Here is a 15,770-nt window from a genome sequence, read left to right on the forward strand (position 1 = left end):
CTATTGTTTCTATCAATGTGACTAACTCATGAGGAAGCGCAGGAATATTCGAGATGTAGTTCTGACAATAGGCACAATCAACATGATTCTTAAGTGCATGCAGTAGCTTTATGCTCTTGATTATAGCTGATTTTTGATAGTAATGAATGCACGGTAATCATCCTTTAGAAATTATCTTTATCTTACTAGATTAACCTAAATGCACTCTAAAATAAAATCAGTTCAAAACAAACTGACTTTAAATATCTCCTTAGTGATTTCATTTATTCAATTGAACTTTTAAGGGAATATGGTTGGGTTTAAAAATATCGCCGAGCACGATTATTAAGCGTTAGATTTCGATATATTAGAGGCGATTTTGTATAAATATATTGATGATTTTAAAAGAATTCGAAGGTAATAATGAATCTATTAGAATAACCACTTAAAACATGTCAACTTAATGTTTTAGGTGGTTATTTTTCCATCTCACTACTTATGATAAGGTTCCCTTTTCCTTCCAAAGTGAGGGGCATTTTTATGTAAGTGGTACTGAGGAAATAATAATAATGGCATTCGGTGTCATTTCGTTTATAAGTGGTGGTACCCAAATTTACCAAAGCATACAGTTTGACAAAGTTGCACTCAAAACTTTATAAAAACCGTTCAATACTAGTAAACAGCCACCAGAGACTGGCGGCTGTTTTCTTGTTGCAATTAATCTACATGATCCATACTACGGTTCGTCTTTTTCAATTTAACGTCCTGCTCTTTTTTAAAATCCGGTTCCTCGCCGAATTCTGTCCTTAAATTAGAACTGGCGAAATTTGAAGGTCGGTCGGTAACCGTGTCGACCTCTTCATTTGGCTTAAATAATAGACCGAGACATATCAGACCACCAATCCCTACAAGACCATAGACCACCCTAGACAAAAATGCATCTTGACCACCAAATAACGTTGCAACTAAATCAAATTGAAATAATCCAATCAACCCCCAGTTAAGTGCACCGATAATAACTAGAGTTAGCGCGATTCGTGAGAGCACACTCATACATGAACTCCTCCTTCGATTAAAATAGTTGAATCTGTAATTACCGTCAGCAGTTTTGAACCGCTACTTTACATCAGTTGTTTCAAACACTGAATAGGTACGACGCATATTGATTCGTACTTATCTTTTGCCAAAACCGCTATTTAATACACATTTATCGTATGAAGACTGGTCTCAAACAATCATGGTTAATTTCACAGCCGTTTTTGACTTATTTTTCGTATTTTTTTTGTGGCTGCCTCCTACAATTTAAAGAAGATAATAGAAAGGAAACAAAAAGAGTAAAGCCCCAGTTTCCACTGGATCCTTACTCTATTTTTGATTACTCAAGTAAAATACTCCAACTTCGCATTCGGAAAGTACTTTTCCATAAAGCCGTATAGATATGGCTTATATCATCCACTTCATCATTTTGATAAACATAACTTACAAATTCCATACTTGTTCCATTTGTAGCTTGTAATGCTATTATGATGAGCATTTAGTAAATGGTCGACAAAATGAAATTTAGTCACAAAACGTACCATACCTAATTCTGTTTGGCTAATATGTTCAATAGCTTTTTTAATGAATGCGTCAAATAGATGAAGGATGACCACAGATCTCTCTCTTACTCCAACAGCTCTTCTGGAAGCAACTTAAATCCTTCAATCATCGTGTCTTCTTCCACCTCGATCATCAGAAAGCGTTTGCCATTGTAATTGACTTCTTTGACATACCTCAAGTCTTGAGGGCTGATTGAAATATTCGCTACTTTCGTGCTGATCTTGATGGACTTGGACGCGTAACTCGGAATGATATGACTTGCTTTCATTTCATACGTTCTGTCATCAACCACCTGTTGAAAGGCCCGCTCCACTTTTTCCGTACTCACATCTTTTATGCCGCTCGCCTTCAGCACACGTTCAACTTCTTTCGCATTCAGAGTAGGCATACTCTCTTCTTCGTCCTCATACTCTTCATCCACTACTAACATACTATTGATTTCATCATATACATTAGCGAGGGTTTTCGAATTTACTTCATCCCCGATAACTGCTTTTACAATTTCTTCAAATACCGCTTTGTCTTCCTCGGCCGTCATGATTTCATTGCCGTTCAAAACATTCTCGATAAACTGGAAATCAGGTTTATTCGCTTTGCTCGCTGCATATAGGATGTGATGGATGTCTGCGGCGTTGTCCGTGAAGCTAGGGAACAGAAATCCACCAATTGGAGAGGCCAGTTTAATGACAGGGTCTGTCACCAAGCTCGACTTATACTCCTTCTCGACAAAATCAAACACCAGTGAACTCTTCGGCAATTCGGTTTGATTCATGCTGCAAAGAATAAAAGGAGTGGTATATACTTCATCCCGAACGTCTATTTCTGTTTCATCGGGATTGCGTTTCGTCGTTTTATTATAATTTCCGCGAATGAATGTGACGACCATGTCCTTTTCATAATGTTTGTCCTGAACCATTTTCAAGGCGATCTGCTGCATATGCGCTTTCCATTCACCTATATCTTCTGTCTGAAGTCCTTCATATAATAGTCGTTGCGTATGGTCCGTTTGCTCTTCTGCCTGACGCTGAAACTTCACCTCAAACAGCTTCACATCCAGTTTCCCACCTAAAACCTTTTTAAAATTGGCAAGAAACAGCTCTTGCTGCTCCCTGTCCAACAAGGAAAATGAGCGGCTCTCCTCATGAAAGATCTCACTGCTTTCCTGCTGGATGTATACGTTGTAAATATCAGCGATTTTCAATAAATCACCATCCACCTTAAAGTGTTTGCGAATCTCTGCTATATCTTTCTTATTCATCTCTAATTTCAACTCCCTGGCTGTTATGATCGGTGTTGTCTACAAAAAAAGAGCATCAAAAGCTACATTTTAGCTTTTGACACTTCTTGATTATAACAATATTTAAGATGAAGAAAGGAACATAGTCAATTTTGGATTGAGTGACCAACATCCTGTTGGCCTGAGGAGACTCCTAGATTGCTCGTGGAAAACGTTCGACTGTTTCTGTCTTTGCATTGTGGCACTAGCTTCGAGACACGGAAAAGCTTTGCATCGCTGCAATAGGCTTTTTATTTTCTCTAAATAAAAATTTAACAACAAAAATATAGTGATAATAAATAAATATTTATTGTTAATCAATAAATAAACAGTTAACATCATATAAACAATATATATGGGAGGTGCTTTTCATGAAACCAGAAACACTGTATTGAAATATGGAAAGTCAAAAGTGAAGAAACAGTCAAAGATAATAAAAATAATAAAGTTTGGTTAATAAACCTCTTGGAGAAAAGCAGGACTTAATATGACAATTATTAGAGGAGGGAAAAACCTTGGACATTAACAATATGATTATTAAAAATATCGCAGATCACAATGAGCTGGAAAGATTGTTTAGAGAAGACCCAAAAGCTTTTAAAAAGGCATTTTCTCACGCTTTGGAACAAAACCCTGATTCACCGGTTCTTGCCGTTTGGTATGAAAGATTGCATTACAAGGAGACGGCAAATACAGAAAAAGATTTCTTGCTTCAAAAAGATTTCTTATTCATGGGCATTTTAGCAATTCTGGCCGGTATAACCACAAGGATTATATTTCATTTTGTCGAACTGCAGGCAATTGCCCCAATTAACCTTGCTTTTGGGGTACTTCCCTTTATTGCAGCCTATTTTGTATATAAAAACCCGCCCAAAAAAAGTGTTCTTTACTGCCTTGCAGTGTTGTTCCTAATCTCTGGGTTTTATCTTAATATGCTGCCTTTAAATTATAAAGACAGTATTATACTTGCTTATTTACACCTTCCCATTTTCTTATGGGGATTGGTTGGTCTTGCATTTACAGGAAATGAATATGGCAAAGGCAGCACAAGATTAGCCTATCTTAAATTTAATTTGAATTTCTTCATACTCTACGCCAGCATGGCAATTAGTGGAATGCTGCTAGCAGCAGTTACCATGCAGTTATTTAGCTTTGTCGGATTAGATATAGAAGAATTCTATTTTAGAAATATCGTTTTATTTGGTGCTGCTGCTATCGCTATCGTGACTGCATACCTGGTATCAAGAAATCTTAAACTTGCTAAAAATATTGCACCGTATATAGCTAAAATTTTTAGTCCACTAGTCCTGGTAACATTGTTAGTCTATCTTATAACGGTTATTTGGCTCGAAAAAAATCCATTCTTGGACCGCAATTTCCTAATAGCCTTCAACGGAATACTCCTTGGTGTGTTGGTCGTCACCATATTTTCCATTACCGAAAGCGGCTCAGACGAGAAAAAGAACATTTCTGATTATATAAATTTCGCCTTAATTTTTCTTGCTCTTATCATTGACAGTGTGGCTTTGTCAGCCATATTGTTCAGACTTTCTTCTTATGGGATTACACCCAACAGGCTTGCTGTTTTAGGCGTAAACATACTTATTTGGGCCAATCTAATTTGGATTATGCTTTCCTATATGCGTTTTCTACAAAACAAAACCGGACCTTCAACTATCCAAGATGCCGTTACTAAGTATTTGCCGGTCTACGGAATTTGGGCGGCTGTCGTTACATTTACTTTTCCTATAATTTTTAATTAGAAAAGCTCTGTTTATGTAACGGAATTTTTTCTCTTTTAATCATGAATCTACACAAGCCAAAAATATGCAAATTTTTATATATTACTTGATATTCTTGGCTTGTTATTTTTTATTTCTATAAAACCTCACTTACTTATGATAAGGTTCCCCGTGATGTATCTAACTGAGGTTTTTATAAACTTGATATCCTAATATCCCAAAATAGCAACATACTGATTTTGCAAAACAAACCTATTATCCAACCATGCTAAAGTATTCAAAACAAACCCTAAAGAATCAGCATTATATCTCCCAGCAATTTTCTGATAGGCCAATAGCTCATACCGTTTATTTGAATCAAAATCTACAGGATATAAACCACTAAGAGGATTTACAAATCCAGTAATAGGACTCTTCAGTTTGCCATTTTCATCATATATTTCATTTAAATACTCGATGCCTTTTGTTGAGATGTCTATAATGTACTTTTTATTATTTATCATGCTAACAACTTCCACTTTGTAATAATCTTGATAAGTAACCTCATATTGGTACTGCTCATTATATACATTAAAATCAAATAATAATTGTGCTGTATTATCCACAATGGAATAAATATAATGGTACATAATTCCACCACTACCACCTGTAGCAATACTTATGAAAATATCATCTACTCCATTCCCAGTAAAATCCCCCAAGAATACAGTAGGATTGTAGCCTGCATTTTCACGAAGTGGGACACTTGTTAACTCGCCAGATCTTCCATCTTGAACGAGCAGGGTGATACTTTGAATAAATGGACTAGCTGGAGTCATTATGCCAGTTAAATAGACATTATCAGGTACTCTATCCCCAGTTACATCTCCACGTGCAAACGAAACTACATTCGGAGGATTCATATTCGTCCTAGCGTAATAATTATACATAACATGCTCCTTTACATAATACCTATAATCATCATTTTCCTACGTTCTAAAAGAATTCTAGGTACTGTTTATTAGTATTTATTAAGTAATATCTATTCGTTAGAAACATAAAATTTGTAAGGCTAACAGAAATTTCTTTCAAGACATTTCATAACTCCTCAGCTCCAGTTTCTAAAGAAATCAATTTCGTTAATTATTCACCAAAATGGAGGGGATTAAATGAAAAAAATTAAGTTCTATTTATGGTACGGTTAAGATTATTCAGTAGGTGCAGATGAGGAATTTAATGGGAGTTTTAAATCAAACCTTCACCTTAAATCCCGTAAACCGAAATTTACTTGTTGTATTTGGCCCTACCACAATGAGCATACCAGTCCAAACCACTCCCTATAAAATTATTGTTATGTGTTGAAAAAAGTTAGGCTCCATAAATGTATGCTACGGTTCCATAACTCATATCTTTTTGATTCGTAACAATTCGATTTCATCCATTAGAAAAAAGGACTTCGCCTTTATAATCACTTGGCAATTACTTGGTGTACCATATGTAGATCAATACTTATATGACACCATAAGGGTAAGTAAGTATTTTATAGCTATGAAATGTGCCAAATATTACACAATGATCATAATTTAACTAACAATTGCGATGCTTAAATAAGGTATCGTCTATTTTGATTCAATTAACGAAAGAGATAGTTCCATACCATACTCACAATATCCAAATTACAACATTCCACACTCTCCTTACTAAAACGTAAATATATAACAGGAAAAACGGAGCGCCAATTCTTTGGCACTCCGTTTTACATTGAACTGATTTGTATTTGGCTATATAAGAAATGTGTTTTAATAAAAAAAATTGTTTTTTCTTGAGATATTACTCTTATAAACATGAGCTTTTCCCCAATGATAAAAAAAACTCATTTACTTATGATAAGGTTCATTTTTGATAATCCGAAACGCACGATACACTTGCTCTATCAATACCAATTTCATCAACTGGTGTGGCAATGTCATTTTTGAGAATGACAGCTTTTCATCCGAACGTTTCATTACGTCTTCATGTAGACCCAGTGACCCACCAATGACAAACGCAACTTTGCTGCGACCATATGTCATTAGTGACTGTAAATCATCTGCCAGTTGTTCAGACGATTTCATTTTTCCTTCGATAGCTAATGCGATGACATACGTGTCTACACCGATTTTAGCCAAAATGCGTTCGCCTTCTTTTTTCTTGACGATTTCCATGTCAGCGTCACTTAAATTTTCTGGTGCTTTTTCATCTGCCACTTCAATCAAATCTATCTTTGCGTAACTCCCCAATCTTTTTGTGTATTCTTCAATGCCCATTTTTAAATATTTTTCTTTTAACTTCCCAACGGAAATTATTGCGATATTCACAGGTTATCCACCTTTACACTTTATTTACAAACACGCTATCCACAGAAGTTATACACATATCCACAAGGAAAACTATATATAGTATGCAATCATTCGTTCGCCACTAAATATATTGCTGCGACATCACAGTAATCGCATTTTGTGGATAACTTTTCTTCATCTGAAAGTTCTGTTAAAATCGGAAAGGTATTTTGCTTTGCAACAAACATATCAAGTGCGTGTTCTATATGGGTTTGACAGCAGTTTATTTTCACTTTTCATCATCCTTTCGATTTTCAAATAATTCACTAAGTTATACACAATTCGTCTATCTTTATCCACAATCTATTTTAACAAAGTAAAAGCGAGTAGGAAAGGTGCATGATTGCACGTCCTACTCGCTGTGTAAATCTTTTGTAAATCGAAATTGGTTATCCACAGCTTGGTCTTGTCATCCACAAGCTATTTTGAAGTCTTTATAACGCTGTGTTATCTTTCAATTTCAACGTAACTTCCATCAGTTGACCCTTTCGATAAATTTTCATGGTCATATTATCACCAATTTCTTTTTCATTATATAAGTGTTTACGCAAATCAATCATGTTTTCGATTTTTTCTCCATCCATTTCAACCACTACATCATATTGCTTTAATCCAGCTTCTTCAGATGCCGAACCTTCTACGACTTTGTCAATGACTACACCAGTTGAAACTTCTTCTGGTAGTCCAAGCGTATCGCGTTGATGGAATGCAGAGACATTTGTTACGTCTACTAATGTAACTCCCATCGATGGACGTTTCACTTCACCAAACTCTTCTAAATCTTCGATTACTGGAATGACGGAATTTACAGGTATCGCAAGGCCTATTCCTTCAACAGTCTCTTGTGAAATTTTCATTGAATTTATACCAATTAATTGTCCAGCTAAATTTACAAGAGCTCCACCACTATTACCTGGATTAATGGCAGCATCTGTTTGTAATACTTCCGCTTGCCAATCGATTTGGTTATCGCCATTTAAGTCAACGGGGATTGTACGATCTTTACCAGATACCACACCTGTTGTTACTGATCCTGAGAAATCTAAACCAAGTGGATTACCAATTGCAATCACTGTTTCACCTTGTTTTAAGGAATCTGAATTTCCGAACTCAGCAATAGTCGTTACCTTTGAAGCATCCATTTCAAGAACGGCAAGATCTGTCCAAATATCTGTACCCAGTAATTTTGCTTCTACTTTTGAGCCATCTGCTAATGTCACTTCAATTTGACTGGCACCTTCAATAACATGATTATTGGTTATAACATATGCTTTATCGCCAGACTTTTTATAAATAACACCCGATCCCGCCCCTGCTTCTTGTCCTTCGCTTGAAGGACTTAAAAAGTTGGATGTCGATTGAATATTTGTGACTCCTACAACGGAATTCGCTACCTTTTCAACTGCGGATGTGACATCCGTTGTTATGTCTGCAGATAATTGTTGCGTTTTGTTTGATGAAGATACATTTTCGTTGTCACCTAATGTTTCACTTCCTGGCATCATACCAACAAGAGAAGGTAACATCAGCCAGACAATCAATGCACCGATCATGACACCTAAAAGTCCGCTAAAAAAGTAGCCACCCTTACTGCCTCTTTTAACAACTCTCGTTGGTGGTTCTCTTCGCTCTTGTCGTTCTATTATTTCTTCTGGCTCTTGAGGTTGTTGTCGATCTTGTGGCTCTGGTGACTTTGCTGGTTGGTCATCATAATATCCCATAGATAATCTCCCTCTCTGTTTTTCGTTATCTTTACTTTAACCAATCAACATTAAAATTAGATGAAAATGGCTTTAAAACTTGCTCAAAAAGAAAAAACCTCACAAAAAGTAAGGTTTAGACAGTAACTAATTTAGTTGCTATGTTTGCATCTGTATCGTAAAGTTTCAAAAATTCGCCGGTAACAATACCACATGATTCAAGCGTCTGCGATACGCTCATGCGGGCCAAATCTTTCATATTATTATCTTTACTTAAATGTGAGAGATAGATGCGTGTAGGTTTCTCTTCAACTACTTCACTCATAGCGACTGCTGCATCTTCATTTGAAACATGACCAACATCACTTAAAATACGTCGTTTAATAGACCACGGATAACGACACATTTGTAACATACCCACATCGTGATTACTTTCGAAGACAAATGAATCTGCGCCTTTAATGTGGCCCTTCATTCGATCACTAACATAGCCTGTATCTGTAATTAAAACAAGTTTACGACCATTCTCATGAAAAACATAAAACATTGGATCCGCTGCATCGTGAGATACTGCGAAAGATTGAATATCCAGTGACCCAAATGTTTTTACAGACTCCATATCAAAGTGAAAGCGTTGTTCGATTGGGATGTTTCCAACTAAATGTTCCATAGCCATCCACGTCTTGGCGTTGGCATATATCGGAACTTTATACTTCCGAGCTAGAATTCCTAGCCCTTTTATATGATCACTATGTTCATGTGTAACCAAAATGCCACTTAACTTTTTCATACTGCGGTCAACAGAGGTAAACAATTCCTCCATTTTACGTCCACTCAGGCCTGCATCGACTAAAAATGCATGTTCATCGTTTTCAACGTAAATGGCATTTCCGCTACTACCGCTTGCTAAAACACTAAAACGCATGACGAAAACTCCTTACTCTTCTTGTGGTTCCTCAGACTCTTTGTTAAATTCAATAATCTTTCCTTCTACCGCATTCACAAAATAGTCTTCTTTTGTACCATCTTGTAATTCTACACGAACTCGCCAAGTTGGTGCAAACACTTGGGTTTCCGTTAATTGGACAAGTGTTGAGTACCCTAGACTAATCATCGTAATCGTAGAATTTGGTTTCAATAGACTTCGTTGATACAACACTTCAACAGCGCGCTCATCCGGTAACAAAGTTTCGGTTTGATCAAAATTATCTTCTAGCTCTTCAAAGCCTGTTTGTTCATATTTATAGACTTCATTTTCTTCATTCCAATAAATAGTGAGAAGTGCATTTTGGTTAAAGAAAATTTGACGGCTATTGATGGTTTGGAAAAAAGTCGCTGTTTTTTCTTTAACATCAATATTAAATAACTCATAGGATGAGCCATCAAAAACATTTTCATCAACAAACTTCCTAACGTTTGTAGTGTCTTCAATGTTTTCGAGTGGCACCGGTTTATCAAATGTAGAAACAAGTTTTGATTTATCTATAACTTCAAATTTTTGATTTTCAATTGGCTTTAATTCATCTTTTTCATAAACTCGAATATTTCCTGAAACATACTTTTCTTTGGTAGTATTTTCAGGAATACTGTCATAGCGAATATTATCACCTTGTAATCTCTCTTCAATAGACGTTTCTCCGAGAACCTCAACATCTTTTGCTTCGTTGTATCGATTTAAATACAATGAATATAAAAAGACGTTTAGAATCGCAAAAACGAAAATAAAGATGGTTTTGGTTTTATTCCAATCCAAGCTGCCCACCCCCTAAATCTTCAGGTGAAAGCCGAGTCCATTGATTATTCGATAAATAAAACCAAGATGGCTCCAATATCAGTAACCGTTTTTCATCATCCCTAGTTAAGTAATAACCCGGTGTCAGTTCATCCACGTTATTGAAATCAACGTCTTTCAGCATTTGCATCACTCGAGATGCTTTCTCGCCCGATGGTAAGGTTGAAATGACCGTATCGAATGGTAATGACAAATCGAGTGTATAGTACGGTCGCAAATAATTGTAAATTCCAGGGTCACCCCAGACTGTAGTAATTTTTGTAGATGTTTCTACACTAAAGACGGGATACCCCAACAAATACAATTGATAATCAATTTGTTGATTTACAGGGTTTATTTTGGCAAATCGAAACTCGTCAGTCCATCCTCCATGTTCATTTATATAATACAAACTTTCAAATACTAATTTAGAAGGCAGAGCTGGTACTGAGGTTTCCGCAGAAGGATTGACAAAACTTAAAGTCCGCTCTAATTTATTCACATTCATCAATGAAGTGCCATCCGAATATTCTTCATTTGTGGTACCTACAGGACTTTGACGTACAAGACTCGGATCACTGAACAAAGCTTCTTGAAAACGATTTGTATCAATTTCTTTTAAATAATATGTGTAACGAATACTTTCTACATCTTGAGCAGATACATAAAGAGACAGCTTTCCTTTACGCTGAATTTCTGTAAACTTCGAGTACTCTAGTGAAGATGACACTACTTTTTGATCAAATAATTTCCACTCAATATCTTTGGCTATTGCTGAGTACATTGTGTTTGTTTTAGAACTAGCAAAATAAACTTTGAGTTCCCCATTATCCATACGATTCCAATTAACAATTAAACGGTCAAATCCGTCTTCTGGAATGTTAGTAATGGAAAAAGGCAAAATATTATCATAAACAGGAAACGGAACATCGTCTGAAAAAAATAATGTGTAGTGATTTTGTGTCCCGATTAATTCATTTAATTCTCCGGTAGTTAAATTAGTATCTTCTAAAGTCAAATCACTAATTTCCCAATCCTTCATGACGTTAACAACTCGATCCAAATTAAATGGTTCCATCGTACCTGTCATGCCTTTTTCACGACTTGTGATTATTTTATAAGGTTTAATGACATCATCTATTCTCTTGCTATCTGCTATTAATATATCCACTACTGGTGTTGATTCAATGGTTTCATAAGTTGGTGTATAGGTCCAAATAGTAAAAGTTAACGTCACACTTAATACAATTAGTAAGGCTAGGAAAATCGATTTTGCATGCTCAATATATTTCAATCCCATTCACCTGCCTCATCTAACTCAAATGGTAACGTGAAGAATATGGTCGTTCCATTACCTTCTTCACTTTCTGCCCATATAGCTCCACCATGTGACTCAATCATTTCCCGGGCAATAGCAAGTCCCAGTCCCGATCCACCCATTGATCTTGCTCGTGCTCGATCAACACGATAAAAACGATCGAAAATTCGTTCTACATTTTCTTTTGGAATACCCATACCATCATCAGAAACCATAACCTTTAAAAATCCGTCTTGCACAATCATGCCGAAACGAATATTTCCACCGTCAGGCGAATATTTTAGAGCATTCGAAATAATATTATCGATGACTTGTGTCAATTTATCGGTATCAATTTCCACAAAATACTGCGTTTCTGGTAATAAGCGTACGAAATGAACTTGTTGAGATTTTGACATTTCAAAACGATCAATAATACGATTAAAGAATTTATTAAACTCTACAAACTCTTTGTTTAAATCATAGTCTCGGCTATCCATTTTCGACAGCTGCAACAAATCATTGACTAATCGGATCATGCGTTCTGTCTCGGTTTGCGTAACGTTTAAAAATGATGGTGCTAATTCTTTATCTTGCCAAGCGCCATCAGCAAGCGCCTCTAAATAACTTCGCATGGTAGTTAATGGGGTACGAAGTTCATGCGAAACATTTGCTACAAACTCACGACGTTCCATATCAATTTTCTCTTGTTCGGTATTATCATGAAGAACTGTTATTAAGCCGTTTACAAAACCTGTTTCTTTTTGAATAACAGAAAAGTTTGCACGCAAAATGTACGGACGTTCAGGCGAACTGAAATCTAAGTTAATAGAATCTTTCATATGAATTAAATCTTCAAATGCGTACTGCGATTCTATTCCAAGTGCAGATGATATTGGACGATGCAACACTAATTCTCTAGGAACTCTTAACAATCTTAACGCAGGATCATTTATTAATATGATGCGCCCTTTACGATCGGTCGCAATTACCCCATCGGTCATATTGGAGAGAACAGATGCTAATTTCCTACGTTCTCCTTCAGTCGTGGACTGTGCCTCTTGAAGACGATTCGTTAAATGGTTAAACGCAATCGCCAACTGCCCGATTTCATCATTCCCATAAACTCGAACTTTTCGTGAAAAGTTCCCTTTAGCCATTGCTTGGGCTTGTCTACGCATATCCGAAATAGGTCGGGTTATGGTTTGAGCGATTAATATACCTAGGATTATCGTTATTGCTAGGGACACCGCTGTACCACCAGCAAGAATTTGGTTAATTTCAGTCATTTGCTCAAATACGGTTTCTATATTTGATTCTAAATAAATCGTACCGAGGACTTCCCCATCATAAATAATAGGAGAAGCTAGCACCCAAATCCGATCCTCTTTTTGGCGGTCTAAACGAATCTTATTAGACGGTGTCTCCGAAGAAATGGATTGACGAACCAAAGGCTCCGTGGAACGTTGACCAACTATTGATTGGTTATTTGTATCAGATGTAGCTAAGATACGGAAATTGCTTCCTACTATACGAATTTCATTAATATCTTCTGACCGTATGCTATATAGTACAGTGCGCAAGCTTTGCTCTAAGCTCTCGTCTTCTTCTCCACGTTGCTTGAGAATTTCTGTACGCACACTAAACTCCACCAAATCCACTCGTTGTTCAATGGAATCGGTGAAGCTTTTTTTAAGTGTATGTTCTAACTCGCGTGCAAAATACAGTCCAATAATTTGCATTGCCAATAGAATCAGCAAAATGTAAATAAGGACAATTTTGACGTGAATCGATTTAAAAAATCCAACCTTTTGCATTCTGTCTACTCCTGTTCAGGATTACGCAAATAATACCCAACGCCACGACGTGTCACAATCCATGCTGGGTGACTTGGGTTATCCTCAATTTTTTCTCGAAGACGACGAATCGTTACGTCTACAGTACGAACATCACCAAAATAATCATAGCCCCATACTGTTTGCAATAAATGTTCACGCGTCATTACTTGTCCTATATGTTTTGCTAAGTAATGTAGCAATTCAAATTCACGATGAGTTAATTCAATTGATTCTTCTCGCTTTAACACTAAATATGCGTCTGGTTGAATAATTAACAAACCTACTACTATCTCATTCGTTGCCTCTTCGGCATCTTCTGACTGTAAAGTTTGATGGCGTCGCATATTTGCTTTTACACGAGCAATCAATTCACGAGTGCTAAATGGTTTTGTAACATAATCATCAGCACCTAATTCTAAACCAAGTACTTTATCAATTTCTGAATCTTTAGCAGTTAACATAATGATTGGAAAGTCATACTTCTTACGAACCTCACGACATACTTCCATCCCATCACGGTTCGGTAACATAATATCTAGTAACATTAAATCAGGTTTAATTTCTTCAACCTTCTTTAAAGCTTCATCCCCATCATAAGCACAAACAACATTATATCCTTCTTTTTTTAAGTTAAATTGTAAAATATCCGCAATCGGTTTTTCGTCATCTACCACTAAAATAGTTTTACTCATGGAATTCATCCTCTCTCTTGCTATCTATCTATATGAAAAATAATTGACCTCATTATACTCCTTACTCTATCACGCTTTACCTTGTTTCGCATCTATCATGTAATAGTGGGGAAATGTTCTATATTTCCCGGGCAATAATTCGACAAGATTATACATAAAAAGACGGCCAATTTCGCTAAATTGACCGTCTAAAAAGATATGACTATTTTAAATAATTAAGAGGGTTAACAATTGAACCGTTTTTTCGCACTTCAAAGTGTAAATGGATTCCTGTAGATCTTCCTGTAGATCCCATAATACCTAATTTCGTACCTGAAGATACGACTTGTCCATTCTTTACATCTATGGATGCTAAATGAGCATAAGTCGTTTGAAATCCATTTTGATGGTCGATTACTACCCTGTTACCGTAAGTGCCGTCTTGTCCAGAGGATGTAACCACACCATTATCAGCTGCTTTTATTGCAAAGCCACTAGGTCGAGCAATATCAATTCCACGATGTTCTCTACCCCAACGGCGACCCATTTTACTTGAAATGTAGCCACCTTCAGCTGGCCAAGAAAATTTACCTGATCCCCGAGATGGAATTACTTTTGTTCCTTTAGCTACGATGTTTTTTTTCGCTTCTTTTACAATCTTTTCTTTTTGAATAGATTTGCCAACAGGCATGCCATTTTGTTCTCGAATCATATATGTTATCTCTTTGTTTCCATTTTCACCTTTTTGAAGAACTTTTGAATCACCTTTAAGGATTTCAGATGAATTTTTTACTTGATTTTCAAATTTCACTTCTTTTGTTTCTTTTTTCTCGCGCATAACTTCTATATTCACTTGAGGTTTGACCTCGGTTACTTTTAATTGTTGTCCAACTTGGAGGACACTCTTCTCGCTCACTCCATTATTTAACTTAGTTAACTCTGTAGAAGTAAGATTATGTTTAGTAGCGATTTTGCTAAATACATCCCCATCTTGAACCTTGTATGTCTTTTCTTTTAAAGTACCTTTTTGAAGATATCTAACTGCTTCATCTACTGTCATGATGTTTTCAGGGTTTGCTTGCTTTGTTACACCAGAAACTGATTCTTTTATCCCGATATCTAAAATTCGTGTTTCATTTTCTTTCAATGGTGGTAAAGAATCTTTAGAACTTTGACGAGCTTCCAATTCGGTGAGTTCTTTTTCAGAAATAGATTGAAGTTTTAATTCACGAATAACTTCATGATACGATTCTAAGTCTTTGACGTAGACTGCAATCTCGTCATTGACCGACAATGCAAAAGCATCTGCAGCGACCGTTACTAGTCCGCCCAGCTTGTCGAGTGTTTTCGTATCGTTTATTTCTTCATTAAAGACTTGTTCGGAAATGATGGAAAGGTTTGATCCATCCGTAAGTCTTAAATCATCGTATTGGGAGCTTGTCTGTGCAATTTTTTCTTCTACTAGATCTTTTACAACTTTTTCATCTGATACTACCCCTACATATTCACCACTAGCATATATATGAAAAATCTTCTGCAA

At 36.2% G+C, this 15,770-nt stretch carries 13 protein-coding genes and 1 pseudogene; 1 reads left to right on the forward strand and 13 read right to left on the reverse strand.

The window, feature by feature from the left end; genetic code table 11:
* Window positions 1-696: 696 nt before the first annotated feature.
* The 3 genes and pseudogenes from WBG45_RS12305 to WBG45_RS12315 all read right to left on the reverse strand — a co-directional run bounded on the left by WBG45_RS12305 (window position 697) and on the right by WBG45_RS12315 (window position 2,836).
* Entirely contained in the window at window positions 697-1,032 is a 336-nt protein-coding gene (locus WBG45_RS12305; protein WP_424414960.1) for a DUF378 domain-containing protein, read from the reverse strand.
* A gap of 326 nt (window positions 1,033-1,358) precedes the next feature.
* A pseudogene (locus WBG45_RS12310) lies at window positions 1,359-1,601 on the reverse strand (spore photoproduct lyase family protein); the annotation flags it as partial.
* Between the two features lie 41 nt (window positions 1,602-1,642).
* The gene (locus WBG45_RS12315; RefSeq protein WP_424414962.1) at window positions 1,643-2,836 is read right to left on the reverse strand and encodes a DUF4317 domain-containing protein; all 1,194 of its coding nucleotides are present in this window, start codon (window positions 2,834-2,836) and stop codon (window positions 1,643-1,645) included.
* A gap of 533 nt (window positions 2,837-3,369) precedes the next feature.
* Here WBG45_RS12315 and WBG45_RS12320 point away from each other — a divergent pair.
* Window positions 3,370-4,617 (forward strand): DUF4153 domain-containing protein, encoded by a 1,248-nt coding sequence (locus tag WBG45_RS12320; RefSeq protein ID WP_424414964.1) that lies wholly within the window; start codon window positions 3,370-3,372, stop codon window positions 4,615-4,617.
* 188 nt (window positions 4,618-4,805) lie between these two features.
* On the opposite strand, the gene WBG45_RS12325 is transcribed toward WBG45_RS12320, so the two are convergent.
* The 10 genes from WBG45_RS12325 to WBG45_RS12370 all read right to left on the reverse strand — a co-directional run.
* A complete protein-coding gene (locus WBG45_RS12325; protein WP_424414966.1) occupies window positions 4,806-5,525 on the reverse strand; it encodes a VCBS repeat-containing protein in 720 nt (239 codons plus the stop codon).
* A gap of 927 nt (window positions 5,526-6,452) precedes the next feature.
* Window positions 6,453-6,932: a 23S rRNA (pseudouridine(1915)-N(3))-methyltransferase RlmH gene (rlmH, locus tag WBG45_RS12330; protein WP_424414967.1), complete on the reverse strand. Its 480-nt coding sequence runs from the start codon at window positions 6,930-6,932 to the stop codon at window positions 6,453-6,455.
* An 89-nt stretch (window positions 6,933-7,021) separates the two neighbouring features.
* The gene (locus tag WBG45_RS12335) at window positions 7,022-7,186 is read right to left on the reverse strand and encodes a CxxH/CxxC protein (protein ID WP_424414969.1); all 165 of its coding nucleotides are present in this window, start codon (window positions 7,184-7,186) and stop codon (window positions 7,022-7,024) included.
* A 201-nt stretch (window positions 7,187-7,387) separates the two neighbouring features.
* Window positions 7,388-8,674 (reverse strand): S1C family serine protease, encoded by a 1,287-nt coding sequence (locus tag WBG45_RS12340; RefSeq protein WP_424414971.1) that lies wholly within the window; start codon window positions 8,672-8,674, stop codon window positions 7,388-7,390.
* Window positions 8,675-8,789: 115 nt separating this feature from the next.
* Complete coding sequence (locus WBG45_RS12345; protein ID WP_424414973.1) at window positions 8,790-9,578, reverse strand: MBL fold metallo-hydrolase; 789 nt, start codon at window positions 9,576-9,578, stop codon at window positions 8,790-8,792.
* 12 nt (window positions 9,579-9,590) lie between these two features.
* Complete coding sequence (locus WBG45_RS12350) at window positions 9,591-10,406, reverse strand: two-component system regulatory protein YycI (RefSeq protein WP_424414975.1); 816 nt, start codon at window positions 10,404-10,406, stop codon at window positions 9,591-9,593.
* A complete protein-coding gene (locus WBG45_RS12355) occupies window positions 10,393-11,724 on the reverse strand; it encodes a YycH family regulatory protein (protein WP_424414977.1) in 1,332 nt (443 codons plus the stop codon). Before WBG45_RS12355 ends, WBG45_RS12350 begins: the two co-directional genes overlap by 14 nt.
* A complete protein-coding gene (gene walK / locus WBG45_RS12360; RefSeq protein WP_424414979.1) occupies window positions 11,715-13,538 on the reverse strand; it encodes a cell wall metabolism sensor histidine kinase WalK in 1,824 nt (607 codons plus the stop codon). Before walK ends, WBG45_RS12355 begins: the two co-directional genes overlap by 10 nt.
* A gap of 5 nt (window positions 13,539-13,543) precedes the next feature.
* Complete coding sequence (gene yycF, locus WBG45_RS12365; protein WP_024536261.1) at window positions 13,544-14,251, reverse strand: response regulator YycF; 708 nt, start codon at window positions 14,249-14,251, stop codon at window positions 13,544-13,546.
* Between the two features lie 202 nt (window positions 14,252-14,453).
* Window positions 14,454-15,770: peptidoglycan DD-metalloendopeptidase family protein (locus WBG45_RS12370; protein ID WP_424414982.1), on the reverse strand; the 1,317-nt coding region annotated here is incomplete at its 5' end.

This window comes from Paenisporosarcina sp., assembly GCF_049671445.1.
Lineage (GTDB): Bacteria > Bacillota > Bacilli > Bacillales_A > Planococcaceae > Paenisporosarcina.

What these genes read in the sequence shown, in the direction of transcription:
- WBG45_RS12305 (WP_424414960.1), bottom strand. Translation starts at nt 1,032, where the DNA reads ATGAGTGTGCTCTCACGAATCGCGCTAACTCTAGTTATTATCGGTGCA.
- WBG45_RS12315 (WP_424414962.1), bottom strand. Translation starts at nt 2,836, where the DNA reads ATGAATAAGAAAGATATAGCAGAGATTCGCAAACACTTTAAGGTGGAT.
- WBG45_RS12325 (WP_424414966.1), bottom strand. Translation starts at nt 5,525, where the DNA reads ATGTATAATTATTACGCTAGGACGAATATGAATCCTCCGAATGTAGTT.
- WBG45_RS12340 (WP_424414971.1), bottom strand. Translation starts at nt 8,674, where the DNA reads ATGGGATATTATGATGACCAACCAGCAAAGTCACCAGAGCCACAAGAT.
- WBG45_RS12345 (WP_424414973.1), bottom strand. Translation starts at nt 9,578, where the DNA reads ATGCGTTTTAGTGTTTTAGCAAGCGGTAGTAGCGGAAATGCCATTTAC.
- WBG45_RS12355 (WP_424414977.1), bottom strand. Translation starts at nt 11,724, where the DNA reads ATGGGATTGAAATATATTGAGCATGCAAAATCGATTTTCCTAGCCTTA.
- walK (WP_424414979.1), bottom strand. Translation starts at nt 13,538, where the DNA reads ATGCAAAAGGTTGGATTTTTTAAATCGATTCACGTCAAAATTGTCCTT.
- yycF (WP_024536261.1), bottom strand. Translation starts at nt 14,251, where the DNA reads ATGAGTAAAACTATTTTAGTGGTAGATGACGAAAAACCGATTGCGGAT.